The following is a 24,246-nucleotide window of genomic DNA, read 5'->3' as shown; positions in this document are numbered from 1 at the left end:
GATGAAACCACGTCGATTTAAACCGGACAGCCGTGGGTCACGGCCCGAGGGTGACGAAAAGGAAAAACCGATTCCACATAAATCAGACGGACACTAGGTTCCGCCATGCTCGCCGCGAATGAAGCCGCGATACCATTTGCCGGAATTCTTCAAGGTCCGCTTCTGGGTCTCGAAATCCACGTGCAATAGGCCAAAGCGCGGCCCATAGCCCGATCCCCATTCGAAATTGTCCAACAGCGCCCAGACGAAATAGCCGCGCAGATCGGCGCCCTGCTTGACGGCATCGCGCATGGCCTGGGTGTATTCGCGGAAATAGGCGATGCGGTGGGTGTCCTTGACCTCGCCGTTCTCGTCGGGCGTGTCGCTGCCCGCTCCGCCGCCGCAGCCGTTCTCGGTCACATAGATGGGCATCTTGTAGCGCCGGGTCAGTTCCAGCAGCTCGTCACGGAACACCTCGGGGAAGATGGGCCAGCCCACTTCCGGGTGATTGGCCGATTCCGGCGGATTGCCCCAGCCATAGCCCCAGGTGGTGGTGGGATCGACCTTGGCGTAGATGGGGCCGTAATGGTTCAGGCCGATCCAGTCGGTGGGGCGGCAGATGGCCGCCATGTCGCCCGCCCTGACATGGGGCTCCATATGGTCGAGCACGATGGAAGGATAATGGCCGAGATGCTGGGGATCGGCGAAGACCAGATTCCAGTGGGCATTGAGAAGCTCGGCCGCCGGTTTGTTTTCCTCCAGCCCGCCCTCGGGCCGCACGATCTGGCGATTGTGGATGGCGCCGATGGAGGCGCCCGGCACATGATCGCGCAGCACGTCCACTCCGGCGCCATGGGCCAGATTGACGTGGTGGATCGCCCGCATATGGGCCGATTTGTCGGTCACCCCCGGCGCCGCCCAGTCGATGGCGTAGCCGAACATGGTGAAGACGGAGAATTCATTGAAGGTGGCCCAGTTCTTGACCCGGTCGCCATAGCGCTTGGCCGCCAGCACCGCATAATCGGCGAACCATCCGGCGCTGTCGCGGTTGGTCCAGCCGCCGAGATCGTCCAGCGCTTGGGGCAGATCCCAATGATAGAGGCAGACCCAGGGTTCGATCCCGGCGTCCAACAAGCCGTCGATCAGGCGGTCGTAGAAGTCGAGACCGGCCTGGTTCGCAGCCCCCCGCCCTCTCGGCTGCAAGCGCGGCCAGCCCAGCGAGAAGCGATAGGCGGCGACACCGATCTCCTTCATCAGGGCGATGTCTTCCGGCCAGCGATGATAGTGATCGCAGGCGGTATCGGCATTGACGCCGCCCCAGACGCCACCTTGCAGGCGACAGCGGGTGTCCCAGATGCTGGGGCCGCGCCCGTCTTCCTTGGTGGCGCCCTCCACCTGGAAGGCAGAGGTGGACACGCCCCAGACGAAGTCCGGGCGCAAGCCCAGGGCCTTGGCGACCTGTTCGGGTTTCTTGGCTGCCATGGAATCCTCGCTCCGGTGGTGGGAAAATAAGCTTCCCACCGGCCAGGAGTGCCGTCAAGCGAGCGCCTTTAAGGAACCGCCTCGATACTGCCGATCATCTTGGTATGGCCGAGGCCGCAATACTCGCCGCACTGGATGCGCACCCGGCCCGTGGCGGGGGCCTTCAGCGTCACCACCTTGACGGTATTGGGCTCCAGCAGCACCTCGGCGTCGCCGATGGCGGCGGAATGGACCACGTCCTCGGACAGCAGATGCAGGCGGTAAGTCTGGCCGGGGGCCAGTTCCAGCGCCGGGCTGAACTCCCAGCGGCGAACCCGCACATAAACATCGCCCGGCGGCGGCCGTACCACCGGCATTCCCTCCGCCGTGCGCCCCACCTGCGAGGCCGCGATCATCGCTTCGGTACGGGTGACGAAGTCGATGGGATTGGCGGCATAGGACTCGGCGGGCAGGATATCGGCCCCCGTTCGCCCCGCCAGCCAACCGGCCAACAGCAGGATGGTGGCCAGCAGCAGGGCCGAGGCGGCGGCGCGGGCATTGCTATTCATGGCCGCTCTCCGCCCTCTGCGCAACGGTCGGGCGCAGCAACCGCACCAGGGCCATCCAGACAAAGATGACGCCGCCGAGGACCGCGAGGCCGGTTCCCATGCCCACCACGCCCATGGAGACCTTCTTCCACAAGGTGTCCAATCCCTGGTCGATGCCGGTGGTCTTGCGCGGCACTCCGGCGGCGCCCGCCAGGAAGAAGCCCAGGGCATGGACGAGCTGGCCCCAGCCGTAGAGGTGGAACTGAACCCTTACCGCCCTGCCCTGCCCGGCGGTCTGGCCCAGCAGCGGCAGCATGACGGCAAGCACCATGCCCATCAGCCCCAATTGCACGCCGCCGATTACCGCATGGTAATGGGACGGCGTCCGCGTATCGGCGACGCCCAGGAAGAACCCGGCGAAACCGCCGACCGCGAAGACGAACAGGGACAAGGCCAGCGCCAGGAAGGCGGGCGAGCGCCAGTCCCGGGGCGCCGAGATCAATCGCCAGGCGACGCCCAGCCCCATGACCAGGGGCGGCAGCGGCAATCCCACCCACAGCAGGCGGGTGAAGATCTGGCGGTGATCCAGTCCCAGCACGTCGCCGCCCAAGGCGTAGATCAGGGGCGAGGCGGCGGCGAACAGGGCCAAGGCGGCGAAGCAGGCATTGGCCAGGGCGGCGGGAAGCGGCCCGCTGCCGTATTGCCGCTCGGACAGGCTTTGCCACGCCACCATCAGGATGAGGGTGTTGAGCAGTTGCAGGACATGGCCGCCGCCCCAGAACACCCGCTCATTGAACAGGTCAGGGTCCGTTCCCGCCGGGATCAACGCCCAGGCGAGACCAAAGCAGATCAGAGCCGCCAGATAAATCAGAGCGCCGCAGGCGATGCCGTAGGCCGCGCAAACCCGTGGCCGCCGCCACAGCAGCGGCAGCAGCCGGACACTGGCCAGCGCCACGCCGATGGCATGCACTCCCAGTCCCACATAGAACAGCTTGTGCCCCACCACCGGCACATAATTGTTGAGCGAGGGCTCGCCCTGATCGGCCAGGGCCGGGATCAGCAGCAGCACGACGCCAGCAGCCCCCAGGACCAAGCCCAGCCGTCCCAACCGGTCGCCCCAGACCCCCGGCGGCGCCGCCATGGCCGACAGCGCGCCCAGCGCCGCCAGGAACCAGACCTCAAAGGACAGCACCACATGGGTGACCAGGGCGCGATAGAAGAAATGCGGCCCCCAGGGCAGCCAATCCTGCACCTTGGGCGTGCGCGACAGGCCCAGCAGCAGGGCCAGGGTTCCCGCCACCGCCAACGACCCCACCGCCAGCAGAACCCAGCCCCGCATCTCCGCCCGGCGGACGGGCGGCAGCGACTCAAGCGACCACAAGGCTGACGGCATTCGCGTTCACCCTATTCGAACGACAGCTTCTTATCTTCCTCGTCGAAATCGATCACGAACACCTGCCTGGGCGCAAGCTCAACCTCCACCTGCTCGTCGTAATCGAAGCCGTCGGGCTTGCCGCCGTCACGCATGCGGGCGCGGATGACGTGGCGTCCGGCGGGCACTTCCCGACTGTCGTAGAAGCGCGAACGTCCGTCGCCCGACAGCCCGGCGGGCTTGGCGGTCTGGCTATAGACGGTCTTGCCGTCGATATCCATTTCCAGGGTGACCTGATTGCGCTCGCGGCCGCAATTCTGCTTGGCCCGCATATTGGGCGGCAGTTTCGCCAGTTCGTCGGGCGAGCGCTCCTTGCAGTCTCCCACCCGCTGACCGGCATGGGTCAGCGACAGGCGCACCAGGGCGCTCTCCTGCGGGTGGTGCTGATAGGGCGGCGACGAGGCGAAATAGGCGATCATCACGGCGAAGGCGCTATAGGCGATGAACTGCCCGGCCAAGTGTTGCGGCTTGATCATTCCGCCACCCTCCTCTTGGTGCTTTCGGGACGGACCTGTTTCGGCAGCTCCGCCAGGGCGACCCGGAATTCCGCCAATTCCGTCATCAATCCCTTGGTCTCGGTGCTGGCGGCCCAGGACAGCTTGACGCGTTCCCTGGGCACGGCGCCGCGCAGCTTGGGAACCCGTTCGCCTTTCAGGCGCAGCTCGGTCCATTCCGGCCCCAGCCGGTAGAAGCATTCGCCGGGACGGCAGGCGGTCACCAGCACGCCGTCGGCCAAATCCTTATTGAGGATATAGTCGATCACCGATGGCGGCAGGGCGCCGGTGCATTGCAGTTCCAGCACGCCCACCGACGGCCCTTTCATATGGTCCAGCTTGGCGCCGTGCTCGCAGCCCAGCACCAGCACCCGGTTGTCTCCCACCAGACCGTGGCTGCGGGCCGAGATCCGCTTGACGATGAGGTCGAAGGTGAAGTCCGGAATGTCGATGCCGGTCTGGCGCGGCTCCTCGTGGGGCAGGAACGGGTTGGTCCGGTTGCACGACGCCATGCACATGCCGCAACTGGTGCACAGATCAGGCTGCACCACCGCGATCTGGGCGTGGCCGGATTCGTCATTGCGCGGACGCATGACCACGGCGCCGAACGGGCAATCGAAGGTACACACGCCGCAGCCATTGCAGTTGGGCGGCGAGACCACGGCGGCGGGGCGGCGCTTGCGGCGCAATGCCATCCACGGCATCAGGCACAGGAAGACCGAGGCTCCGATGGACACCGTCCAGGCGATGGCCGGTCCCTGCTTATCGTAAAGCGGGTAGAGCGCCATGAAATACCAATCGGGATTCAAAACGGCGGTGGCCTTGCCCAGATCGGCGGCCGGATGGCTTTGCGCCGGATGAAGCAGCGACAGCGCAACCAGCATCAGCGCGGTGCCGATGATCAACTGGCGCGGCGGATTGGTATTGACGTTGTTGATACGCAGGATGTGGATCCACATGGCGAACAGAAGGAACAGCGGCACCGCGATATGGATGAAGATCAGCAGGGTAAAGAAGCGGTCGGTCAGCGCCGCCGGAGTGATGAAGTTCCGCGCGATGCTTTGGCCGAAGATCCCCAGCCAGTCTAGCCATTCGGCGGTGCCGATGGCCAGATACTGGGCCAATTCGTCCCAGACCAGCCAATAGCCGGTGATGCCGGAGCTGAACACCATCCAGATCAGCGGCACGCCGGTGAACCAGGCGAACCAGCGGGCGCCGTGATAGCGCTCCATCAGCCATTCGCGCAGCAGATGGAGCATCATGGTCAGAACCATGGCGTCCGAGGCATAGCGGTGCAGGCTGCGGAACATGCCGCCCCAATACCATTGCTCGCGCGAGATATGCTCGATGGAGCCCCAGGCCCGGGCCGCGCTGGTGTCATAAGGAATGAACAGATAAAGGCCGCTGGCGCCCACCACCCAGAAGAAGAACCAGGACATGGCGCCCAGGCAGTACATGGGGTTGGACTCGCGCCCCACCAGGGTATCCCAGCCGCTTTCCACGCGAAACAGGCCGGCGCGCAACGCGCTCTTGATCGGATTGGACAAGGCGAATTTCCTTAATTGTTCACGCCGGGGGGAAGCATTCGCTGCTCGCGCCACAGCTTGACCATCCACCAGATGATGGTCAGCACCGCCAGCAGGCCGGAACCGATGGACAGGAAGATGCCGTAGTCGAAGCGATAGGCATCGGACGACGGGTCGTAAACGGTGCAGAAGAAGCGAACGCGGTTGCTGATGGCTTCCAGGGAATCCAGCGCCGCCGTGCGCCCCAGGACCACGTCCTTGAGCGGCTCCACCAGCAGCGGAATCTCGAAATTCTCGCCATAGACCTGACGGTAGATGCGGCCCTCGCCGTCGATCACCGTGGTCTGGGCGATATGGTCGAAGCCACGAGAGGTCACGAACCAGGTAAAACCCAGATCTGCGGCCAGCTTCTCCATGACGTCGGCGCCGCCGGCCAGGAAACTCCAACCATCCAGGCTGATTCCTTGCTGCTTCGCGTAGATTCGTAATGCATCTGGGGTATCGCGCACCGTGTCGAAGCCGATGGTCACCACCTGGAAGGCATCGGCTCCCAAAGCCTTTCGGGCCGCCGCCACGCTTTTCGCCACCGTCTGGGTGGTGATGGGGCAAGTGTGATCGCAGGCGGTATAGACCATGCTGACCACCACCGGCTTGCCCCGATAGGCCGACAGATCCACCGGCTTGCCGTCCTGGTCGGTCAGACGATGCTCGCCCAGCACCCTGCCCTCGGAGGCGCGGGACCGCTTCAGCGCCTCCTCGGCATTGGCCGATACGCCGGGCGCCGCCCGGGCGGAACCGGCCGCCAGCAGTATCGTCAACAACAGAAGAATGAAGCGCGCACGTAACATGCTAACTTTCTAATTCTCAGACCGCCGCCCGACCATGACGGTGGTCAAGTGGGACGGGCCACGAAGCGCATTTCAAAAAAATACGGGCGGAACCAAAGGGTTCCGCCCGCATCTCCAACCGACCGAAACCTAGCTCATGAGCCAGGTGCTGGCCAGATACTTCCAGTTCACGAAGTAGTACAGCACGAACATGGTCAAGAACAGCAGGGCCAGGACGAAGGTGCCCGGAACCGCTGCATGCTGCTCGCTGCCATAGGACGCCACCGGCGACGGAGCCGGAGCCGGAGCAGAGGCCTTGATCGGCTTGCCGAACAGGACCGAGGCGACGATGATCACGACGAACAGCGCTCCGCCAACCACGGCGATGACGCCGGAGATGCCGACGATGCCCATCATCAGATAGGCGGCCGGAGGATAGCTGAACGCGTGCGGAGCGTCCGAGAAGGCCATGTCCCAGTGACGACGGGACACGCCCAGGGTGCCCGCGCCCATCATGAACAGCGAGAACACGCCCATGCCCAGGCCGAACAGATACGGCTGGAGCTTGGCGAGGCCCGGCATCACGATCTCACGCTGCCACAGGGCGGGCACCAGGAAGTAGGTGATCGCCATGAAGGCCAACGTGGTGCCCACCGCCACGGTTCCGTGGAAGTGACCCGGCACGTAGATGGTGTTGTGGATCATGATGTTGATCTGTTCCACGCCCATGGTGACACCGGAGATGCCGCCCAGGAAGCCGAACATGATCAGGGACAGGAACATGCCGGAGAACACCGGATTGCCCCAGGGAGCCTTGCGCAGCCACTCGAACAGGCCCTTGTTGAAGCCCTTCTTGCGCTGAGCCGCCTCGATGCAGCCCGGAACCGTCAGACCATGGATCATCGAACCCAGCACGGCGAGATACATGCCGTAGGAGGTGTTGAAGATCTTGTAGGAAGACGACAGGCCGGGTTCCACCAGAAGATGGTGGGCCGAGGCGATCTGGAGGAAGAACACATAGGTCAGGTAAGCCATGCGGCTGACCTTTTCCGACAGCGGCTTGGCGCCGAACAGGATCGCGGCGATGGCGTACCACACGGCAATGTGGGCGGCCACGTTGATCTGCTGCGACGAGTGACCCATGCCCCACCACACGACCTTGTACATCAAGGGGTCGATATGGCTGATCAGCCCGATGGACCACAAGAAGGTCGGGATCAGGATGATGGCGCCGGAGGCGATGGTGTAGACGGCGATGATGCAGGCCACCAGGGCGCCGAAGGTCACCAGCGGAATGGAGCCCTCATAGGTCTTCTCTTCCTTGGCGATCACCAGGGTGCCGAGGAAGATGAAGCAGGCGATGAGCGCGCCGACGGCGAACAGGATCAGACCCACATAGAACAGCGGATCGGCCTGCATGGGCACGTAGGAGGTCATCATCACGCTGGAATTGCCCTCGAGGACTTTCCAGTTGGTGATGGCGGCGCCCAGGACCATCAGGCCGAACGCGACCCAGCCCATCTTGGGGGCCGCGATGCGACTTCCCAACAATATGGCCGAGGCGAAGTACATGAGGGCGACTTCGAAGAAGATGCACCACACGATCAGGATGTCGATACCGTGCGCGGTCAGCGCCAGGTAGAACAGGTCGGCCGGCAGCAGATGCACGGACGGCCAACGGGTTAGAACGACCAGCAGACCCATCAGACCGCCGATGGCCAACACCACGATGGCGATGACCGCATTGGCCTTGATGAGCTTTTCAGCGTCGTCATGAATTTTCAGACCTGTGAGTCCACAGGTTCGAAACACGGGCTTGGCAACCATTTGCGCTCCCCCTCGTTACTTAGCCGCCACGACTCGGAGCTTTCCGAGCATGGTATGGTGGCCAATTCCGCAGTACTCGTTGCAGATGATGCCGAAGTCACCCGACGTGGTCGGAGTGATGGTCACCACTTCATCGATGCCGGGATGGACCTGAAGATTGATGTTGGCGGGCTGCACCGAAAAACCGTGCTGCCAATCCAACGACGAGAGATGGATGCGATAGCTCTTGCCCTGCTCGAGCTCGAGAACCGGATACCACTCCCACAGGCGGGCCAGCAGGTAGACGTCGGACCCGGCCGGGGGATGAACCACCGGGGTCTTGGCCTTGCCTTCTTCGCCGACCTTGAACTTCTCGACCATGGCATCGACCTTGGCCTGATAGGCTTCCGGTTGAATGCGATAGGCCTCGTTGGACATGTTCTGGCTGCCCTTCAGGTGCCACAGCGGCATCATGGCGAACATGATGAGCGCCCATACCAGGGCCATGCCGACCCAAAGCAGCTCCACCTTATCGACCGGCTCGTTGAACCAGATTTTCTGTTCTGGAGGAGTAATTGACATTGCGCGCCCCCCCCTATTTCGCGATGGGCAGCTGCGCCACTTCCATCACACCCCACAGGGTGTAGGAAACGGCGGGAACGACTACCCCGATAAAAAGCAGCAGGAACGGGTTATCCAGGATGCGTTGAAACACCGGAACCTGTTCCTCCTCCTTGCTCTCGACTGAATTTGACATCGATCGAACTCCCTTGGCATTTCCGAATGAACTCCGGACGACCGGACCCTGACCGTCGCATTACGGAAAGTTCATCTCATTGACTTTGGTAAAGTCAGGAAACGGAGAGTGCGGTTTCACACAGTTTTGTTGCGTGAAACGGAGGCGATCGGAAACAGGATTAGGCGCGGCGGCCCAGGTCGTGCAGCGCCCACAGGCACAGGGTCACCAGGACCATGGCCCCCATCTGGTGGGCCGAGGCCAGCCAGACCGGCACCGCCAACAGCAAGGTGGCGATGCCGAGCCCCACTTGCACCACCGCCATGGCGGCGACCGCGTGGAGGGCAACAGGTGTCTGGGCGCCGAAGCGCCCTTTGGCCTTGAACCATCCGAACAGGGCGACCAGCACGGTCAGTTCGGCAAGGGTGCGGTGGGTGAACTGGACCGTCATATGGTCCTCGAATAGCTCGTGCAATCCGGTGGCGAACAGATCCTTGGGGATCAGGGCGCCGTCCATCAGCGGCCAGGTGTTGTAGATCAGCCCGGCCCGCAGCCCGGCCACCAGGCCGCCGAACAGCAGGGTGACCACGGCCATGATGGTCAAGATCTTCAGCCAATGCAGGCTGGCCGACACATTGCCGTGCAGCCGGGGCGGCCGGTCGCGGTGATCGGCCAGGATGTCCAGCGCCATCCAGAACATCCAGCCATGGATCAGGAAAGCGAGCCCCAGATGGGCGGTCAGGCGATAGTGGCTGACGGCGGGATTGTCCACCAGCCCGCTGGCCACCATGATCCAGCCCATTCCCCCCTGGGCGGCGCCCAACAGGAACAGGCCGATCAGGCGCGGAATCAGTCCCTTGCCGATACGGCCGGAAAACGCCAGCCACAGGAAGGGAAGCAGGAACACCATGCCGATCAGGCGGCCCCAGACCCGGTGGATGTATTCCAGCCAGAAGATGCCCTTGAACCCGCTCAGGGTCATGCCGGCATTGACCTTGATGTATTCGGGGCTCTGCCTGTACTTCTCGAAGAAGAGTTGCCAATCGGCATCGTTCAACGGCGGAATGATGCCGCGTATGGGCTCCCACTCCACCATGGACAGGCCGGAATGGGTCAGGCGGGTCAAGCCGCCCAGCAAGACCATGACGAAGACCATGAAGCAACAGGCCAGCAGCCAGATCGCCACATGGCGATGGGCCGAAGCGCCATTCCGATCCAGAAGACTGCTATCGCTTATGGTCATTCCAACACTCTTCTCATCACCGGGCGGGCGCGTCCACTTCCAAGAGTTCGAGAATGGTGTCCAGCGACTGCTTCTGACTCCAGTCCACTTCACCTTCCATGCGAGCGATTTCCATGCCCTTGGCGTCGATGATCAGGGTGGTGGGCATGCCCTTGACGCTGGTGGCCTTGGCGACGGAGCCGTCGGCATCCACGATCAGCGGCAGGGCCTTCAACCCCTTGTCCTCGAGCATCTTCAAGGCCGGAGCGGCACCCTCCTTATCCTCGGAGATGGTGAGCACATCGATACCGGCGGCATCGGCCATGGCCTTGAAGGTGCCAAGGGTCGGCAGCTCGCGGACGCATGGAATGCACCATGTGGCCCAGAAATTGATCACGGTCGGCCGCTTGACGCGGGCGTTGAGCGGCTGAGACACGCCTGCCGCGTCCACCGAGGCGATATCGGTCAGCGGCCTTGGAACCTTGGCCTTGGCCACGGCGGCGACCAACAGGGGCGACGCATGCTGCGGCTTGCGCAGTTGCAAGCTGGTGCCCACCACCATCATCAGGATTATGGACACCGCCACCAGCATGAGAACGCGATCAGACATCAGCCCTACCATCCGCAAGGAGGAGCCCCAAGGCTCCATTCCGGCCGGGAGTAGACCATGGGGACAGTGGGAGTGAACTTGCGTTTGGTCAAGCCTTGGCGGGGAGGGTCTCCCCTCCCCGCCTTCGGTTCAGAAGCCCCAGCTTTGCGTCTGCTCGCGGGCGCTCAGCGAGAAATTGGCTTCCATGTAGCGCAGCAGGTCGGCGACGCATTCGTCGATGCTCTTGCCGCTGGTGTCCAAGGTGAATTCCGGCGACAGGGGCGCTTCGTAGGGGGCGGTCACTCCCGTGAACTCCGCGATCTCGCCGGCCCGTGCCTTGCGATAGAGCCCCTTGGGGTCGCGACGCTCGCATTCGGCCAGATCGGTGGCCACATGGACTTCGTGGAACACATCGGGATGAATGGTGCGCACCCGCTCGCGGTCGCTGCGATAGGGCGAGATGAAGGCCGTGATCACCAGCATGCCCGCCTGGGCGAACAGATGCGCCACCTCGCCGACGCGACGGATGTTCTCGGCGCGGTCCTCGGGGCTGAAGCCCAGATCCGAGCACAGGCCGTGGCGGACATTATCGCCGTCCAGCACCATGATCTGCCAGCCCTTAAGGAACAACTGGCGCTCCACCTCCATGGCGATGGTCGACTTACCCGCGCCCGACAGGCCGGTCAGCCAGACCACGCCTCCGCGATGGCCGTTGGCCAGGGCGCGGGTATCGAAATCGACCTTGTGCTCCACTTCCGTGATGTTGGTGGATTTGTGGGCCTGATGGACGCCGCCCGCCTCGGCGATGACGCCGCCGCCGACGATGTCGTAATCCTCCACCACCACGAAACGGCCGAGACGCGGATTGTCCAGGAAAGAGTCATGGGCGATGGGCGTGCGCGAGCGGAAGACCACTTCCGCCACCGCGTTGCGCCCCACCTCGGCGCCGGGATGATTGGCGAGATCCTCCACATCGATGACGCGCTCGATGGCGATGACCTCGACGGCGTATTCGGCGGTGGCCAGCTTCAGCTTGTAGCGCGAGCCAACCTTCAGCCCATTGCGGCCCAGCCAGAACAGCCGCGCCCGCAGGGTGTGCGATACCGACGGCGCCCGCTCGGCGAGGCTGGCGACCTGGCCGCGCTCGATGAAGATCTGCTCGTCCAGGGTGACGCCGATGGACTGCCCCGCCCCGGCGGAGACCGCGACGGTCGCATTGACACCCCAGGTCTCGATGGAAGCGATCCGGGCCGACTTGCCGGTGGGGGCGAAAACCAGGGTGTCGCCCACCTTGAGACGTCCCGATTCGATGCGCCCCGCGATGATGCGGCGCTGATCGAACTTGTAGACATCCTGGACGGGAAAGCGCAGCGCCAGATCGGTGGCGGGCTTGGCAGCCTCGAAGCCGTCCAGGGCGGCCAGCACGCTGGGGCCCTTGTACCAGGGCGTCTCGGCCGCCGGACCGGAGATGTTGACGCCCGAGCGCGCCGCCACCGGAATGACATGGGTGGGCTGGACGCCGATGGAATTGAGATAGACGGTGATCTCGGCCTTGACCTCCTCGAAGCGGGCTTGGCCGAAATTCACCAGATCCATCTTGTTGACCGCCACCGCGATCTGGCGCAGGCCCAGCAGGTGCAGCAGATAGCCGTGACGCCGCGACTGCTCCTGGACGCCTTCGTCGGCGTCGATCACCAGCACGGCGGCCTCGGCGGAGGCCGCCCCGGTGATCATGTTCTTGAGGAATTCCTTGTGGCCCGGCGCGTCGATGATCACATAGGGACGGAACGGCGTGGCGAAGCGGATCTGGGCGGTGTCGATGGTGATGCCCTGGTCGCGTTCGGCCTGCAGGGCGTCCATGACGAAGGCCCATTCGAACGGCATGCCACGCTTTTCACAGACTTCCTTGAGGTATTCCACCTTGCCCTCGGGCAGGGCGCCGGTTTCGCTGAGGATACGGCCCACCAGGGTCGACTTGCCGTGATCGACGTGACCGACCACGACGATCTTCATGGGGGCGGAGCTATGGGCATTGGACACGGGAGCCTCGGAATATTGGGTTTGAAGGGCGGTGGCGGTCTTGCTCATGATGTCTGTTCCTTGGCTCACATATAGCCGCCGGCACGCAGCCGTTCGAAGGCGTCTTCCGATTCCTTGTCCTGGGCGCGGCCCGAACGCTCGGAGATGCGGGTGGTCTCCAATTCCTCGATGATCTCGGCCACCGTCGAGGCGGTGGACGCCACCGAACCGGTGCAGGGCGCGCAGCCCAGCGAGCGGTAGCGCTTGCCGTCCTTGGCGAAATACAGGCTGACCATGGGAATCTCTTCGCGTTGGATATAGCGCCAGACGTCCAGCTCGCTCCAGGCCAGCAGCGGATGGATGCGCAGATGGGTGCCCGGCGCGAAATCGGTCTTGAACTGGTCCCAGAACTCGGGCGGCTGGTCCTTGAAGTCCCAACCGGCGTCCTCGGTGCGCGGGCTGAACACCCGTTCCTTGGCCCGCGTGCCCTCTTCGTCGCGACGAATTCCCGCGATAACGCCGGTGAAGCCATGCTCTGCCAACAGCGCCTTCAAGCCATCCGTCTTCAAAGCTGTGCAGCAGTTGACGCGACCTTCGTGCGGCCCCATTCCGGCGGCCAGGGCGGCGGTGTTCTCGCCGATGATGAGCGGCAGCTTCCATTCCTTGGCGACGCGGTCGCGGAACTCGATCATCTCGGGGATCTTGTGATGGGTGTCCACATGCAGCACCGGGAACGGCACATGGCCGAAAAAGGCCTTGCGGGCCAGCCACAGCATGACGTTGGAGTCCTTACCGATGGACCACAACATGGCGATCTTGTCGAGGCGGTTGAAGGCCTCGCGCAGGATGTAGATGGACTGCGCTTCCAAGGCATCGAGGTCGGTCATGCTCATTTTTCTGATCTCTCTAAGCTCTAAAGTCCGGCGCCGTCGCGGCCGAGGTCGTTGGTGTGAATGCCGCATTCGGTCTTGGCCTGCCCCGCCCAACGTCCGGCGCGGGGTGATTCTCCCTCGGCGGTCGGCCGCGTGCAAGGCCAGCAGCCGATGGAGCGGTAACCCTGGGAAACCAGGGCATGACGCGGCAGATCGCGAGTCTTGAAAGCCGTCTCGACCTCCTCCGCCGACCAATTGGCCAGCGGGCTGATCTTGATCACGCCACCGACCTCCTCGATGGCGGACAGGTGCTGGCGCTCGGCGCCGTGGGCGCGCTTGCGGCCATCCACCAAGGCGTCATAGCCCTTGGCGATGCGGGCCAGCGGCCGCACCTTGCGCAGTTCGCAGCAACGGTCGCTATCCGCGCGCCACAAATCTTCCGCTTCGGCCAATTCCTCGGGGGTTGGCTTCACCACCACCACATTGGTCAGCCCCAGCCGCCGTTCCAGTTGATAGCGGTATTCCACCGTCTCGTCGAACAACTCGCCGGTATCGAGGAAGATAACCGGCGTCGCCGGGTCCACCTGGGCGACCAGATCGAGCAGCACCGCCGATTCGGCGCCGAAGGAGGAGGTCACCGCGACGCGGCCCATGAGGTCGCCCAACAGCACCGCCTCCAACAAGTCCTTGCCATCAAGATGGCCGCAGGCCGCGATCAGGCGCTGGACCGACACCACATCCATCATGCCACCTCGACCAGCACGTCGGCCAGATTGCCCACGGCGGCAACCACCGGCGCCGCAGGCTGGCGCAGGATCATGCCGACGGTGTCGATGAAATAGGCCACCGCCTCGCGATACGAGTCGGCGTCGCCGCTGACCAGGGCCGAAGTACGTTCGGCCAGGACTGAATCAAAGGCGTTCAGCGCCTCGGCCCCGGCATTGGCGGCGCGCAGCCGGGCGAACACGCTTTCCGACTCCTCGCCGTCCTCGGTGACGATCCCCTTGGTGGCCAGCAGCAGACGGACGGCGTAGACGGTCGCCTCCTCGCCCGCCTTCAGGGCCTCGGGCCAACGGCCACGGGCGAGATAGCGATCCAGATTGACCAGACCGTCATCGGCCAGGTCGGTGTAATAGGTGGTGCTGACCTGCGGCGCGGCGCATTCGCCCTTGGCCTTGGGGGGGCCGAGGAAGACATCGGCATCGCCCCAGTCCGTGAAGCGCTCGTCGCCGCCGATGCCGTCCAGCGGCGCCAGGATGGCGTTGATGCCGTCCTTGCCCTGGCGCTCGGCCCAGGCGCGGATGTCCTCGCCCGCCGCCCGCACCGGAGCGATGGCGGCCTGCAACAGCTTGACCGCCTGATTGGCGAGACGGGCGGCGATCACCGGACCTTCGAAGCCGACCACGCCACGGGTGGCGTCGCCGCCGAAATGCAGCTGGTAATGCGGCGCCGCCTTGCCGTCGATCTTCTTGCCCATGCCGTGCAGGCCGATATCGGCCACGTGATGCAGGCCGCAGGAATTCTGGCAGCCCGACACATGGACGGAAACGCCGCGCGCCAAGACATCGCCATGGGCTTCTTTCTCGACCTGGAGTCCGAAACTCTGGGAATTGGTGATGCCGATGCGGCAGGTGGTGGTACCGGGGCACGACACCACGTCGGGCACGTCCTCGGCCTGGGCGGGAACGTCGAAGCCGATGGCCTTCACCGCGGCGATGACGGCGGCGACCATGTCCTTGGCGACGCCCAACATGGCGATCTTCTGATCCCGAGTGGTGCGCAGCTGCGACACCCCGGCCGCCACAGCGATATCATGCAGCTGGTCCAGTTGATCCGAGGTGAACAGCCCCAGCGGCGCATAGATCACCACCGCCGCACTGCCGTCATGGCTGGCGACGACGCCCGACGGCGTGCGGTCGACGGCCGCCTCGGTGGGCTTTCGCCATGCGAGCGGCTGCCAGGGCCGCTGCTGCAGTCCCTTCAAGCGCTCGAATTCCTCCTGGAACAAAGCGACGAACTTTTCCGCGCCGAACCGCTTCAAGACGAATTTCAAACGGGCCAGCGAACGGTCGCGACGGTTGGAATAGCGCTGATGCAGCCGCGCCGTCGCCTCGACCACCACCGGCAAGTCTTCTTCAGCCACGAAGGAGAGAACTTCCGCCGCCATGATGGGCTGTCCGCCGAGGCCGCCGCCCGCCAGAACCCGGAAGCCCTTGCGGCCATCCTTCTCCGTGGCGATGAAGCCGAGATCGTGGATGGGCGAGGCGCCGCAATCGGTGGCGCAGCCCGAAACGGTGAACTTCATCTTGCGGGGCATGTGCTGGACCAGCGGATGGCGAATCCAGCTGCGCGAAAGCTGCTCGGCGACGCGCCCGGCGTCCACCAGTTCACGCGGGCAGGCCCCAGCCAGCGAGCAAGCGCTCATGTTGCGCAGAGTGTTGCCGCAAGCCTCGCGGGTGGTGATGCCGTGGGTATAGAGGTCTTCCAGCATATCGGCCGTGCGATCGAGCGGCACGTAATACAGCTGGAAATCCTGCCGGGTCGTGATATGGGCCGGACCTTGGGCAAAGGTGCGATTGACCCGCGCCAGGGCTTTCAGCCACGGCGTCGGGACGATGCCGCCGGGAATCTTGATGCGGACCATCTGGACCCCGGCCTGCTTTTGACCATAGACGCCGAAGCGCAGACGGAAGGCGGTGAACCGCTCATCATCCCACTCCCCGGTCAGGCGGCGCTGGAGAGCCTGGCGGTATTCCGTCAGATCGGACATGCGAACCAACGGCTCGATAGCGTCCAGACCTGCGTGAGTGGCATCTTTCATGGCTTGGGCCTCTTTGTTTCACACACAGACAGGTGTATGTCTGCAATGAAGTACGAATTACTCCGTATTTTACACATTGGTCAACATGTTTTTGTGTAGTATAATCCCATTATGCAGTAGACTATGTGTAGTTTATAACCCTGGAGCCAAATACCATGACCGACGCCCCGATCCAGCATAAGCATGCCGACTATGCCGGTGACCTCAGCCCAAACCAAGCCTGGGAGCGGCTTTGCGCCGAGCCGAACGCCAAGCTGGTGGATGTCCGAACCCAGGCCGAATGGTCCTTTGTCGGCGTTCCTGATCTCGCCACGCTCGGAAAGCAAGTTCTTCTTGTGTCATGGCAGGTATTCCCCTCCATGGCCCGCAACGACGCATTCGCCGACCAACTGGCGGCCCATGGCGTGAAAAAGGACGACACGGTGCTGCTGCTGTGCCGTTCCGGCGTGCGTTCCAAGGCGGCGGCGGAATATCTGACCGGCGTCGGCTATGGCTCCGCATGGAACGTATCCGAGGGATTCGAAGGCCCCCATGACGCCGCCAAGCACCGCGGCGTCACCGCCGGATGGAAGGCCGATGGACTGCCCTGGGCCCAGGGATAGGAATATTATGTGATAATCCACGCTTGACCGTTGACAGTGAGGCGGTTTGGATCGATATCGATTCCAAGGAACCATTCGCCAGCGCCCGCCCGTCGGGTCAGAGGTCATATTGCCGCTTACCCCAATTTTTCGTGTCGTCTTGATGTCCGGGCTGGCGGTGGGATTCGTGTCGCCCGCCTGGTCGCAGACCGTCGCACTTCCGCAAAAGTTCGATGCCGCGCTGAACGTGGCCACGCTGGTGGATCCCTCGGCCGACACCAAGGCGCTACGAGATTTCTATCGCGAGCGCCAGGGCCAAACGGCTTGGTCGGAATCCCGTGCCACGGCCCTATTGGCCGAGATACGGGAGATCGCCATTACCGAAGGACTTGCGCCGAGTGCCTATGTCCTGCCTGCCGTGGACGGCGATGTGCAACGCGATGTGGCCGTCAGCGCCGCGCTGATGCGCTTCGGACGCGACCTTGCCATCGGCGCGGTGCCGCCCGAGCGGGCCTATGGCGGCTTTGGCCATGACACCAGGGGGCATTTCGACGCCCTCTCCTTCTTGCGTCAATTGGCGGACGGCAAACCGCTGGCTGGCGTTTCGGCCGCCGCTGCCCCCGGTTTCGTCGGCTATGCGCGGCTGAAGCAGGCCCTTGAAAAGACCAGGGCCATGGCGGCAGCCGGAGGCTGGCCCAGCCTGCCCGACGGCCCCAAGATGGTGCCTGGCGAAGCCGACGACCGCCTTCCCGTCTTGCGAAAGCGCCTGATTGCCTCGGGCGATTTGGCCGCCGAATATGCCGAGGGCCGCGAATTCGATGCTCCGGTGGTCGAAGCGGTAAAGCGGTTCCAGACGCGCCACGGATTGGAGGCCGACGGAACCATCGGTGCCCGCACCCTCACCAATCTGAATGTCAGCGCCGAATCCCGCGCCCGCCAGATCGCCGTCAATCTGGAACGCTGGCGTTGGATGACCCGCACTCCCGGCCGCCATCACATCGCGGTCAATATTCCGGCCACCATGCTCGACGTGGTGGAGGACGGCGCCGTCGTCCTCAGCATGCGTGTGGTGGTCGGCGATCAGAAGCATCCGACGCCCAGCATGAACGCCACCATGAATTCGCTGGTCCTCAATCCGCCATGGTCGGTGCCGCCGTCCATCGCCAACAAGGAGATCCTGCCCAAGCTGCGGCGCGATCCCAATTACCTGACGACCAGCAATCTCAAGATCACCGAATATCCCATGGACAGCCCGGAAGCCGCCGGTGACGGCATCGACTGGAACGCCATCGGCAAGAAGTTCCCCTACCGGCTGCGGCAGCCGCCAGGCCCCGACAACGCTTTGGGGCGGGTGAAGTTCAATCTGAAGGATTCCGACGACATCTACATGCACGACACCAACAATCGCAGGGTGTTCGGCCGCACCTATCGCGCCCTCTCCCATGGCTGCGTCCGGCTGGAGCGCCCCATCGAATTGGCGGAGATGACGTTGGGGTCGCGCTGGCAGGGACGTCTGGACGAAAACATCGCGGCCAACCCGACCACCCGCACCCTGATGCTGGAACGCACTCTGCCGGTCTATCTGCTGTACATCACCGCCTGGGCGGACGAGGACGGCGGAATACATTTCCGCGACGATCTCTATGGTCATGACCGCCGCCTTGCGCCGGTCTTGGAAAAGGCGCGGCAACCGGGCCAACGCACGGCAACCAACCTGTCGTCGGACCGGCTATAAGATTAAAATTCCTTAAGGCTCGACGGGAGTGTTGACTCCCGCCACCTCCCGAATGGTATTAAGGTGCCCACCCGAGGAGGGAGTGCCTTGGGGCCGAATAAGGGAGGGGGAATGATCGAGCAGGCCAAAAGCCGACGTGGCTTCCTGACCATGGGATTCGGTGCCGCCGCCGCCCTTGTGGTTTCCACCCCGGTGGAAGCCGCGGTCCGCCGCATGCCGGAACGCTCGCTGCACCTTTACAACACCCATACCGGTGAATCCCTCAAGTCGGTCTATTGGGCCGAGGGGCGTTACCAGACCAAGACCATTGCCCAGATCAGCCGCTTCCTGCGCGATCACCGCAACGGCGCCATCCACGCCATCGATCCCCGCCTGCTCGACCTCATGGCCTCGGTGCAGAAAAAGGTCGGCGCCAAGGGCGCCATCCACATCATCAGCGGCTATCGCTCGCCGGCCACCAATGCCATCCTTGCCTCCTACAGCGACGGTGTCGCCACTCACAGCCTTCATACCGAAGGCAAGGCGGTGGATATCCGCCTGCCCGGCCATTCGGTCCGCCACGTGGGCAAGGCCGCCAAGGTGCTCAAGGCCGGCGGCGTCGGCATCTATCCCGAATCCGATTTCGTCCATATCGATACCGGCCGCGTCCGTACCTGGTAAGCGGCCGGGACGGCCGCGCTCCATACCAACCCCGCCGGTTCACCCGCCCTTGCGGCCTTCCAGCAGCGGCTTGATACCTTCAATGGCCTGCTCGATGCGATCGGCGGGCACCTTGCGCAGATCGAAGCCGAACCAGCCGTGGGGCAGGTCCAGCATTTGTTGATCCACCGCCCCCACCTTGAGCCCGGACAGCGTCATCTCCACCGGCGAATCATCGCCCTTGGGATTGTCGACGACGCCGACCGCCTTGACGATGATGCCGTCGCGTGTGGTCCAGATATCGCCGGTAAAGCCCCCCTTGGGGCCGTCGGCACGGGCGGTCCATCTCGTTGCTTTAAGCCCCGAGACCGTCTCCTCGCGCAATTTGGTTCTGCTGACCTGCCAGGAGTCCAGGCCGCCCGCCAGGGCACCGGCGGCCTGCATAGAAACCCCCACATACCACTTTGCCCCCAGGCTCATGACATACGCGGCATCCAGATCCCGCCGCAGAAGAACCGCTTGACCACCGCCGCTGGTGGCGACTTCGCGCCGCTCGCGTCCCTTGGCGTGCCAGACCTTGCCGCGATAGGTGCCGCGCGGACTGCTGACGGTGAAGTCGGCGGTATAGGACGTCGCGGCATCCAGCAATTCCAGGGCGGCCTCGGCCGCCTCGGCCGCCATACCGCACATCCCGAAACCGATGGTCAGCGCCAGTGTCTTGAAGAATTTCATGAGCCGGGTATCTCCATGGGCGAGAGGAAACCACGAGACAGGCCCCCGCTCAAGCACTCCCCGCATATAAATTTGGCGAAGCCGCCGGTCGGCCTTATCATCATGTCCATGAGGTTCAATTTAGGGAGCGGCGGATGACAGGGCAGCGTGCCGATGACCAGACCCGTTCGGTGAACCGCGCCGTCACCATCTTGACCCGCTCCACCGAAGCCCTGGTTCACGCCACCGACGAATACGACCTGTTAGACGACATCTGTCGCATCGGCGCCGAAGTGGCGGGCTATCGCCTGACCTGGATCGGCTATGCCCGCCCCGCTCCCGGCAAATTGGTCATGCCCATCGCCAGCGCGGGCACGGCGCTCGACTATCTCGATCGGATCGAAGTATCGTGGGGGGAAGGGGAATCCGGCGACGGCCCGACCGGCGTGGCCATCCGCAGCGGCCAACCCTGCATCGTCTCGGACACCGAAGCAGACCCCCGCTTTGCCCCATGGCGCGACGCGGCGCGGGAATACGGCTTTCGTTCCACCATCGCCTTGCCCATCGGTGAAGGCGAGGCGAGAATCGGCGCCTTGATGTTTTACTCCGAACAGCCGAATGCGTTCGATCCCTTGACCGTAAGATTGCTGACCGGCATCGCGGGAAATCTGGCGCACGGCATTTCAGCGCTGCGAATGAAGGCGCGCCATGACCAGACCGCCCGTGAATTGGCGGAGAGCGAGGAACGGTACCGTTCGCTGATCGAGATGGCGCCCGACGCCATCCTGGTGCATAGCCACGGAACCATTTTGTTCGCCAATCCCGCCTCGTCGGAAGTGTTCGGAGCCGGTCCGGATGTAACCTTGGTGGGGCGGCCGCTGCTGGACATGGTGCACGACGAGTCGAGGACCATGGCCATATCGCGCATCGCGGAGCCGCCGCCCGGTCCCTATCTCGGCCAATACAAGCTCGTCGGCCTGGATGGCCGCATTTTCGACGCCGAGGTGACCGCCTGCGCCATTACCTTCCGGGGAATGGCGGCTCGCCTGTTGACCATTCGCGATATCACTGAACGCACCCAGGCGCAGGACCAGATGCTCCAGACCGCCAAGCTCGCCACGTTGGGAGAGATGGCCGCCGGATTGGTCCACGAATTGTCGCAACCTCTCAACATCATCCGTCTGGCATCCGAGGGCGCCCTGATGCTGATCGAACGCGGCAAGGCCACGGCGGAATGGCAGGCCCAGCAATTCCAATTGGTGGCGGAACAATCGGAGCGGGCCGCCGAGATCATCGACGACATCCGTATCTTCAGCCGCCGAGATGCCACGCCGCTTCAAGTGTTCGACGCCATGGATTCGGTCAAGTCGGCCATCGATGTCTTGTCCGGGCAACTCAAGCCGGATGGAATCACGATTGAATTGACGCCGCCCCACCGAGCCTCGCCGGTACGCGGTCGCCGCGTCCAGCTCGAACAGGTCGTGATGAATCTGTTGAACAATGCCCATCATGCGCTCAAGGATGTCAAAGGCGGCATGCCACGGGACTGGAACGGCAAGATTTCAGTCAGCGCCAGACACGATTCCAATCAATTGCTGATCCGTATCGTCGACAACGGCCCCGGCATCCCCGATGCCATTCGCGCCCGAATCTTCGAACCGTTCTTCACCACCAAGGAAGCCGGACGCGGAACCGGCCTGGGCTTGTCGGTCAGCTTCACCCTGATCGCCACCATGGGGGGGCATCTACAGGCTTTGGCAAGCGATAGCGGCGCCGCCTTCGTCATCCAACTGCCACTGGCCCATGAGATGCAGCCCTTCCCCGCATCGCTGCCGCCTTGCGCCCCATCCCACGGCGCCTTCGGCAATGCCCATGTGCTGGTGGTCGATGACGAAACCGCCGCCGCCGAGTCCCTGGGGCACTACCTCAAGGCCCTTGGATGCCGGGTCAGCGTCGCCGGAACCGGCGAGGAAGCGTGGTCGTTGTTTTCAAGCGACCCAGCCGATGTGGTCATCACCGATCTCCGCATGCCTGCCGGCAATGGCGAGGAACTTGTTGAAAAGCTACGTGATTTCGATCCGCTGCAACCCATCATCATCGTCACCGGCCATCTCGGCGCCACCGAGCGGATCGCCGACAGCCTGCAAGACGACCGCTGCGCCGTCCTCAAGAAACCTCTCGCTCTTGGAACTTTGGGCGAGATCATCGCCGAGTTCCTCCAACCTCCGGCTGAATAGCTTTTTTAATTTGGACCGCATCGTTTGCATTGTCTGAGATAAGTGGGTTGTTTATACTTTCAGGTAGGTTAGGGTTGGACGACGATGGGATTTTCGGGAGCGGGACGCATGCAGATCTTGGTGGCCGATGACCATAAGCTGGTCCGCGACGGGTTGCGGCCATTCCTTCATGAACTCGATGCCCAGGCCGATATTCTTGACGCCGCCACCCTTGGCGAGGCCATCGCCATGGTGGAAAAGTCTCCCAATCTGTCGCTGGTGCTGTTGGATCTGATGATGCCGGGCATGGAAGGGCTGAATGGCTTGCAGCAAATCAAGGCCAAGATCCCCAACGTTCCCGTGGTTATCGTTTCCGGCTATTCCACCCGCGACCATGTCTTCGCCGCCGTTCAGGCCGGTGCCGCCGGTTTCATCCCCAAGACGGTCAGTGGCGCCGCCATGGTCAACGCGCTGCGGCTGGTTCTGTCGGGCGAGACCTATTTGCCGTCCAGCTCCTTCTTCGAGGATCCCGCCAATCAGGGAAGCCTGCCGCCCGCCGCCAAGTCAGCCGTCGTGCCGCCGCCCTTCGACAAGCTGTCGCGGCGCGAGGGCGAAATCCTCGCCCAACTGGTCGAAGGCCGCACCAACAAGGAAATCGCCATCGCCCTGAGCCTTCAGGAAATCACCATCAAGGTTCATCTGCGCAACGTCTATCGCAAGATCGGCGCCGCCAATCGCGCCCAGGCGGTTCGCATCGCGCTGCAGTCGGGCTGGATCATGCCGCCGGTCATCAACTAGAGTTTGTCTGGTTTAAGCGGAAGCGCCCACGTTCTTCGTCATGCGCGGGCTTGATCCACGCCAGTCCAGTTTAATGTCCGACCACCGGTTCCATGGCCGCCGCCGCGGATTCACCACCAAGGCACCAAGGACACCAAGGGGTCTTTTCCTTATTTTCGTCATGCGCGGGCTTGTCCTGCGTATCCACGCGGCACCGCCACAACGCCCCATAGCGTTCCATGACGCAATGAATTCGACTGTTCGGCAGGGCAATCGGGTGAAGGAACCCTTGCCGAAATTCCCTCGCCCGCTTGCGGGAGAGGGAGAAAGGGGGGCATCGTCGTTCACCCGATTGCCCTCGACTGATCGGCGTGGATGCCCGGAACAAGTCCGGGCAAGACGGAGCGCAAGCAACCGTGTCGGCCTCTTGGTGTCCTTGGTGTCTTGGTGGTAAGTCGTCGGCTTCAACGACCAAACCGGACTAATTCCATCAGACCGCTTCAGGGCTCAGTCGGGCAGGCCCCGCCGCGCCCGGTCGGCCGCCCCCAGGGCGGCCTCGGCGCTTTCCCCCGGGACCAGGACATGATAGCCGGAGAACATGGCGAAGCTATAGGGCTGGCCGAGCCATATATAGGGCTGGGAATTGATGCGCTCCATCACGTCACGCACCTTCTCGCGCGCCGACCAAAGGTCGGTGGCGGCCATCAGCACGGCGAAATCGGTGACGCCCAACAACCCGACAAGATCGGACGACCGCAACGATCCCACCAGATTGGCCGAAATGTGCCGCAAGGCGCCGTCACCCGCGATCATGCCCTGAACCTGACGGATTTGCTCGATGCCGACCACGTGCAGCACCACCAGGGTGCCGTCGCCGCTGCCCGCCGATAGCAAGGCCTCCAGCTCCCGCATGAAGCCGCGCCGGTTCAGCGCCGCCACCACGGGATCGCGGTCCGCCAGTCCCTCCAGATAGGATTGTCGGCGGCGATGTTGGGCGTCCAGCCAGCGCAGCCGGTCCACCTCCGCCAGGATGCGGGTCACCGAGGACATCACCGCCGGAGTGACCAGCGCCTCGGGCAGGCCGAGAATGGACGCCACGTCGGCCTCGGTATGCTCGGTCGGCGGCGGCTCGTTCGGGGGATAGGGGGATTGATGCCCGGAGTGATGGTGATCCTGGTCGCGCACGTACTCATTGACGTGACCGATGGAACGGACCGGCTCGCTACGGAACTGATTGGCCATATCACACCCAGGT

Annotated in this window: 22 protein-coding genes; 5 read left to right on the top strand and 17 right to left on the bottom strand. The window is 63.7% G+C overall.

The features are described from left to right. Positions 1–93: 93 nt before the first annotated feature. From CU669_RS14835 to CU669_RS14770, 15 genes are all read right to left on the bottom strand, one after another. Positions 94–1,461, bottom strand: coding sequence for a GH1 family beta-glucosidase (locus CU669_RS14835; protein ID WP_112146074.1), 1,368 nt, complete (start codon positions 1,459–1,461; stop codon positions 94–96). A gap of 68 nt (positions 1,462–1,529) precedes the next feature. Next, entirely contained in the window at positions 1,530–2,009 is a 480-nt protein-coding gene (locus CU669_RS14830; protein WP_112146073.1) for a cupredoxin domain-containing protein, read from the bottom strand. Further along, positions 2,002–3,381 (bottom strand): cbb3-type cytochrome c oxidase subunit I, encoded by a 1,380-nt coding sequence (locus CU669_RS14825; protein ID WP_112146071.1) that lies wholly within the window; start codon positions 3,379–3,381, stop codon positions 2,002–2,004. The genes CU669_RS14830 and CU669_RS14825 overlap by 8 nt, the downstream gene beginning before the upstream one ends. A gap of 11 nt (positions 3,382–3,392) precedes the next feature. Continuing rightward, positions 3,393–3,896, bottom strand: a complete 504-nt coding sequence (locus CU669_RS14820) for a hypothetical protein (RefSeq protein ID WP_112146069.1) — start codon at positions 3,894–3,896, stop codon at positions 3,393–3,395. Beyond that, positions 3,893–5,461, bottom strand: a complete 1,569-nt coding sequence (locus tag CU669_RS14815) for a hydrogenase iron-sulfur subunit (protein WP_112146067.1) — start codon at positions 5,459–5,461, stop codon at positions 3,893–3,895. Before CU669_RS14815 ends, CU669_RS14820 begins: the two co-directional genes overlap by 4 nt. A gap of 11 nt (positions 5,462–5,472) precedes the next feature. Continuing rightward, entirely contained in the window at positions 5,473–6,288 is an 816-nt protein-coding gene (locus CU669_RS14810; RefSeq protein ID WP_112146065.1) for an SCO family protein, read from the bottom strand. Positions 6,289–6,417: 129 nt separating this feature from the next. Continuing rightward, complete coding sequence (locus CU669_RS14805; RefSeq protein ID WP_112146064.1) at positions 6,418–8,094, bottom strand: cbb3-type cytochrome c oxidase subunit I; 1,677 nt, start codon at positions 8,092–8,094, stop codon at positions 6,418–6,420. 15 nt (positions 8,095–8,109) lie between these two features. Continuing rightward, positions 8,110–8,655: a cupredoxin domain-containing protein gene (locus CU669_RS14800; protein ID WP_112146062.1), complete on the bottom strand. Its 546-nt coding sequence runs from the start codon at positions 8,653–8,655 to the stop codon at positions 8,110–8,112. Between the two features lie 13 nt (positions 8,656–8,668). Beyond that, positions 8,669–8,830 carry a hypothetical protein gene (locus tag CU669_RS21580; RefSeq protein ID WP_192884618.1) on the bottom strand — a complete coding sequence of 54 codons (162 nt, stop codon included), beginning with the start codon at positions 8,828–8,830 and terminating at the stop codon, positions 8,669–8,671. A gap of 160 nt (positions 8,831–8,990) precedes the next feature. After that, the gene (locus tag CU669_RS14795; protein ID WP_112146060.1) at positions 8,991–10,052 is read right to left on the bottom strand and encodes a COX15/CtaA family protein; all 1,062 of its coding nucleotides are present in this window, start codon (positions 10,050–10,052) and stop codon (positions 8,991–8,993) included. A gap of 16 nt (positions 10,053–10,068) precedes the next feature. Next, positions 10,069–10,641 (bottom strand): TlpA family protein disulfide reductase, encoded by a 573-nt coding sequence (locus tag CU669_RS14790; RefSeq protein WP_112146058.1) that lies wholly within the window; start codon positions 10,639–10,641, stop codon positions 10,069–10,071. Positions 10,642–10,770: 129 nt separating this feature from the next. Next, a complete protein-coding gene (gene cysC / locus CU669_RS14785; protein ID WP_112146056.1) occupies positions 10,771–12,708 on the bottom strand; it encodes an adenylyl-sulfate kinase in 1,938 nt (645 codons plus the stop codon). Between the two features lie 17 nt (positions 12,709–12,725). Continuing rightward, positions 12,726–13,526 carry a sulfate adenylyltransferase subunit CysD gene (gene cysD, locus CU669_RS14780; RefSeq protein WP_112146088.1) on the bottom strand — a complete coding sequence of 267 codons (801 nt, stop codon included), beginning with the start codon at positions 13,524–13,526 and terminating at the stop codon, positions 12,726–12,728. Between the two features lie 26 nt (positions 13,527–13,552). Beyond that, positions 13,553–14,257 (bottom strand): phosphoadenylyl-sulfate reductase, encoded by a 705-nt coding sequence (locus CU669_RS14775; protein ID WP_322096912.1) that lies wholly within the window; start codon positions 14,255–14,257, stop codon positions 13,553–13,555. After that, positions 14,254–16,332: a nitrite/sulfite reductase gene (locus CU669_RS14770; RefSeq protein ID WP_112146054.1), complete on the bottom strand. Its 2,079-nt coding sequence runs from the start codon at positions 16,330–16,332 to the stop codon at positions 14,254–14,256. Before CU669_RS14770 ends, CU669_RS14775 begins: the two co-directional genes overlap by 4 nt. 155 nt (positions 16,333–16,487) lie before the next feature. Between CU669_RS14770 and CU669_RS14765 the strand changes: the two genes are divergently transcribed. From CU669_RS14765 to CU669_RS14755, 3 genes are all read left to right on the top strand, one after another. Continuing rightward, positions 16,488–16,934: a rhodanese-like domain-containing protein gene (locus CU669_RS14765; RefSeq protein ID WP_112146052.1), complete on the top strand. Its 447-nt coding sequence runs from the start codon at positions 16,488–16,490 to the stop codon at positions 16,932–16,934. Between the two features lie 142 nt (positions 16,935–17,076). Continuing rightward, positions 17,077–18,648, top strand: a complete 1,572-nt coding sequence (locus tag CU669_RS14760; RefSeq protein WP_112146050.1) for a L,D-transpeptidase family protein — start codon at positions 17,077–17,079, stop codon at positions 18,646–18,648. A gap of 111 nt (positions 18,649–18,759) precedes the next feature. After that, positions 18,760–19,308 (top strand): DUF882 domain-containing protein, encoded by a 549-nt coding sequence (locus CU669_RS14755; RefSeq protein WP_112146048.1) that lies wholly within the window; start codon positions 18,760–18,762, stop codon positions 19,306–19,308. A gap of 39 nt (positions 19,309–19,347) precedes the next feature. Here CU669_RS14755 and CU669_RS14750 read toward each other — a convergent pair whose 3' ends face one another. Then, positions 19,348–20,019 carry a hypothetical protein gene (locus CU669_RS14750; protein ID WP_112146047.1) on the bottom strand — a complete coding sequence of 224 codons (672 nt, stop codon included), beginning with the start codon at positions 20,017–20,019 and terminating at the stop codon, positions 19,348–19,350. Positions 20,020–20,153: 134 nt separating this feature from the next. On the opposite strand from CU669_RS14750, the gene CU669_RS14745 reads away from it, so the two are divergent. Both CU669_RS14745 and CU669_RS14740 read left to right on the top strand, forming a co-directional pair. Beyond that, positions 20,154–22,235: a hybrid sensor histidine kinase/response regulator gene (locus tag CU669_RS14745; RefSeq protein ID WP_112146045.1), complete on the top strand. Its 2,082-nt coding sequence runs from the start codon at positions 20,154–20,156 to the stop codon at positions 22,233–22,235. A gap of 108 nt (positions 22,236–22,343) precedes the next feature. Next, positions 22,344–23,012, top strand: coding sequence for a response regulator transcription factor (locus CU669_RS14740; protein ID WP_112146043.1), 669 nt, complete (start codon positions 22,344–22,346; stop codon positions 23,010–23,012). A 486-nt stretch (positions 23,013–23,498) separates the two neighbouring features. On the opposite strand, the gene CU669_RS14735 is transcribed toward CU669_RS14740, so the two are convergent. Then, a complete protein-coding gene (locus CU669_RS14735) occupies positions 23,499–24,233 on the bottom strand; it encodes a GGDEF domain-containing protein (RefSeq protein ID WP_112146041.1) in 735 nt (244 codons plus the stop codon). Positions 24,234–24,246 lie beyond the last annotated feature (13 nt).

The organism is Paramagnetospirillum kuznetsovii, from assembly GCF_003284725.1.
GTDB lineage: Bacteria > Pseudomonadota > Alphaproteobacteria > Rhodospirillales > Magnetospirillaceae > Phaeospirillum > Phaeospirillum kuznetsovii.
This window is presented reverse-complemented; position numbering and strand designations above follow the sequence as displayed.

Coding starts and splice junctions, on each gene's coding strand:
- CU669_RS14795 (WP_112146060.1), bottom strand. CDS start 10,052: ATGACCATAAGCGATAGCAGTCTTCTGGATCGGAATGGCGCTTCGGCC.
- CU669_RS14805 (WP_112146064.1), bottom strand. CDS start 8,094: ATGGTTGCCAAGCCCGTGTTTCGAACCTGTGGACTCACAGGTCTGAAA.
- cysD (WP_112146088.1), bottom strand. CDS start 13,526: ATGACCGACCTCGATGCCTTGGAAGCGCAGTCCATCTACATCCTGCGC.
- CU669_RS21580 (WP_192884618.1), bottom strand. CDS start 8,830: ATGTCAAATTCAGTCGAGAGCAAGGAGGAGGAACAGGTTCCGGTGTTT.
- CU669_RS14790 (WP_112146058.1), bottom strand. CDS start 10,641: ATGTCTGATCGCGTTCTCATGCTGGTGGCGGTGTCCATAATCCTGATG.
- CU669_RS14755 (WP_112146048.1), top strand. CDS start 18,760: ATGATCGAGCAGGCCAAAAGCCGACGTGGCTTCCTGACCATGGGATTC.
- CU669_RS14760 (WP_112146050.1), top strand. CDS start 17,077: ATGTCCGGGCTGGCGGTGGGATTCGTGTCGCCCGCCTGGTCGCAGACC.
- CU669_RS14745 (WP_112146045.1), top strand. CDS start 20,154: ATGACAGGGCAGCGTGCCGATGACCAGACCCGTTCGGTGAACCGCGCC.
- CU669_RS14810 (WP_112146065.1), bottom strand. CDS start 6,288: ATGTTACGTGCGCGCTTCATTCTTCTGTTGTTGACGATACTGCTGGCG.
- CU669_RS14750 (WP_112146047.1), bottom strand. CDS start 20,019: ATGAAATTCTTCAAGACACTGGCGCTGACCATCGGTTTCGGGATGTGC.
- CU669_RS14825 (WP_112146071.1), bottom strand. CDS start 3,381: ATGCCGTCAGCCTTGTGGTCGCTTGAGTCGCTGCCGCCCGTCCGCCGG.
- cysC (WP_112146056.1), bottom strand. CDS start 12,708: ATGAGCAAGACCGCCACCGCCCTTCAAACCCAATATTCCGAGGCTCCC.
- CU669_RS14775 (WP_322096912.1), bottom strand. CDS start 14,257: ATGATGGATGTGGTGTCGGTCCAGCGCCTGATCGCGGCCTGCGGCCAT.
- CU669_RS14820 (WP_112146069.1), bottom strand. CDS start 3,896: ATGATCAAGCCGCAACACTTGGCCGGGCAGTTCATCGCCTATAGCGCC.
- CU669_RS14800 (WP_112146062.1), bottom strand. CDS start 8,655: ATGTCAATTACTCCTCCAGAACAGAAAATCTGGTTCAACGAGCCGGTC.
- CU669_RS14830 (WP_112146073.1), bottom strand. CDS start 2,009: ATGAATAGCAATGCCCGCGCCGCCGCCTCGGCCCTGCTGCTGGCCACC.
- CU669_RS14735 (WP_112146041.1), bottom strand. CDS start 24,233: ATGGCCAATCAGTTCCGTAGCGAGCCGGTCCGTTCCATCGGTCACGTC.
- CU669_RS14770 (WP_112146054.1), bottom strand. CDS start 16,332: ATGAAAGATGCCACTCACGCAGGTCTGGACGCTATCGAGCCGTTGGTT.
- CU669_RS14835 (WP_112146074.1), bottom strand. CDS start 1,461: ATGGCAGCCAAGAAACCCGAACAGGTCGCCAAGGCCCTGGGCTTGCGC.
- CU669_RS14765 (WP_112146052.1), top strand. CDS start 16,488: ATGACCGACGCCCCGATCCAGCATAAGCATGCCGACTATGCCGGTGAC.
- CU669_RS14740 (WP_112146043.1), top strand. CDS start 22,344: ATGCAGATCTTGGTGGCCGATGACCATAAGCTGGTCCGCGACGGGTTG.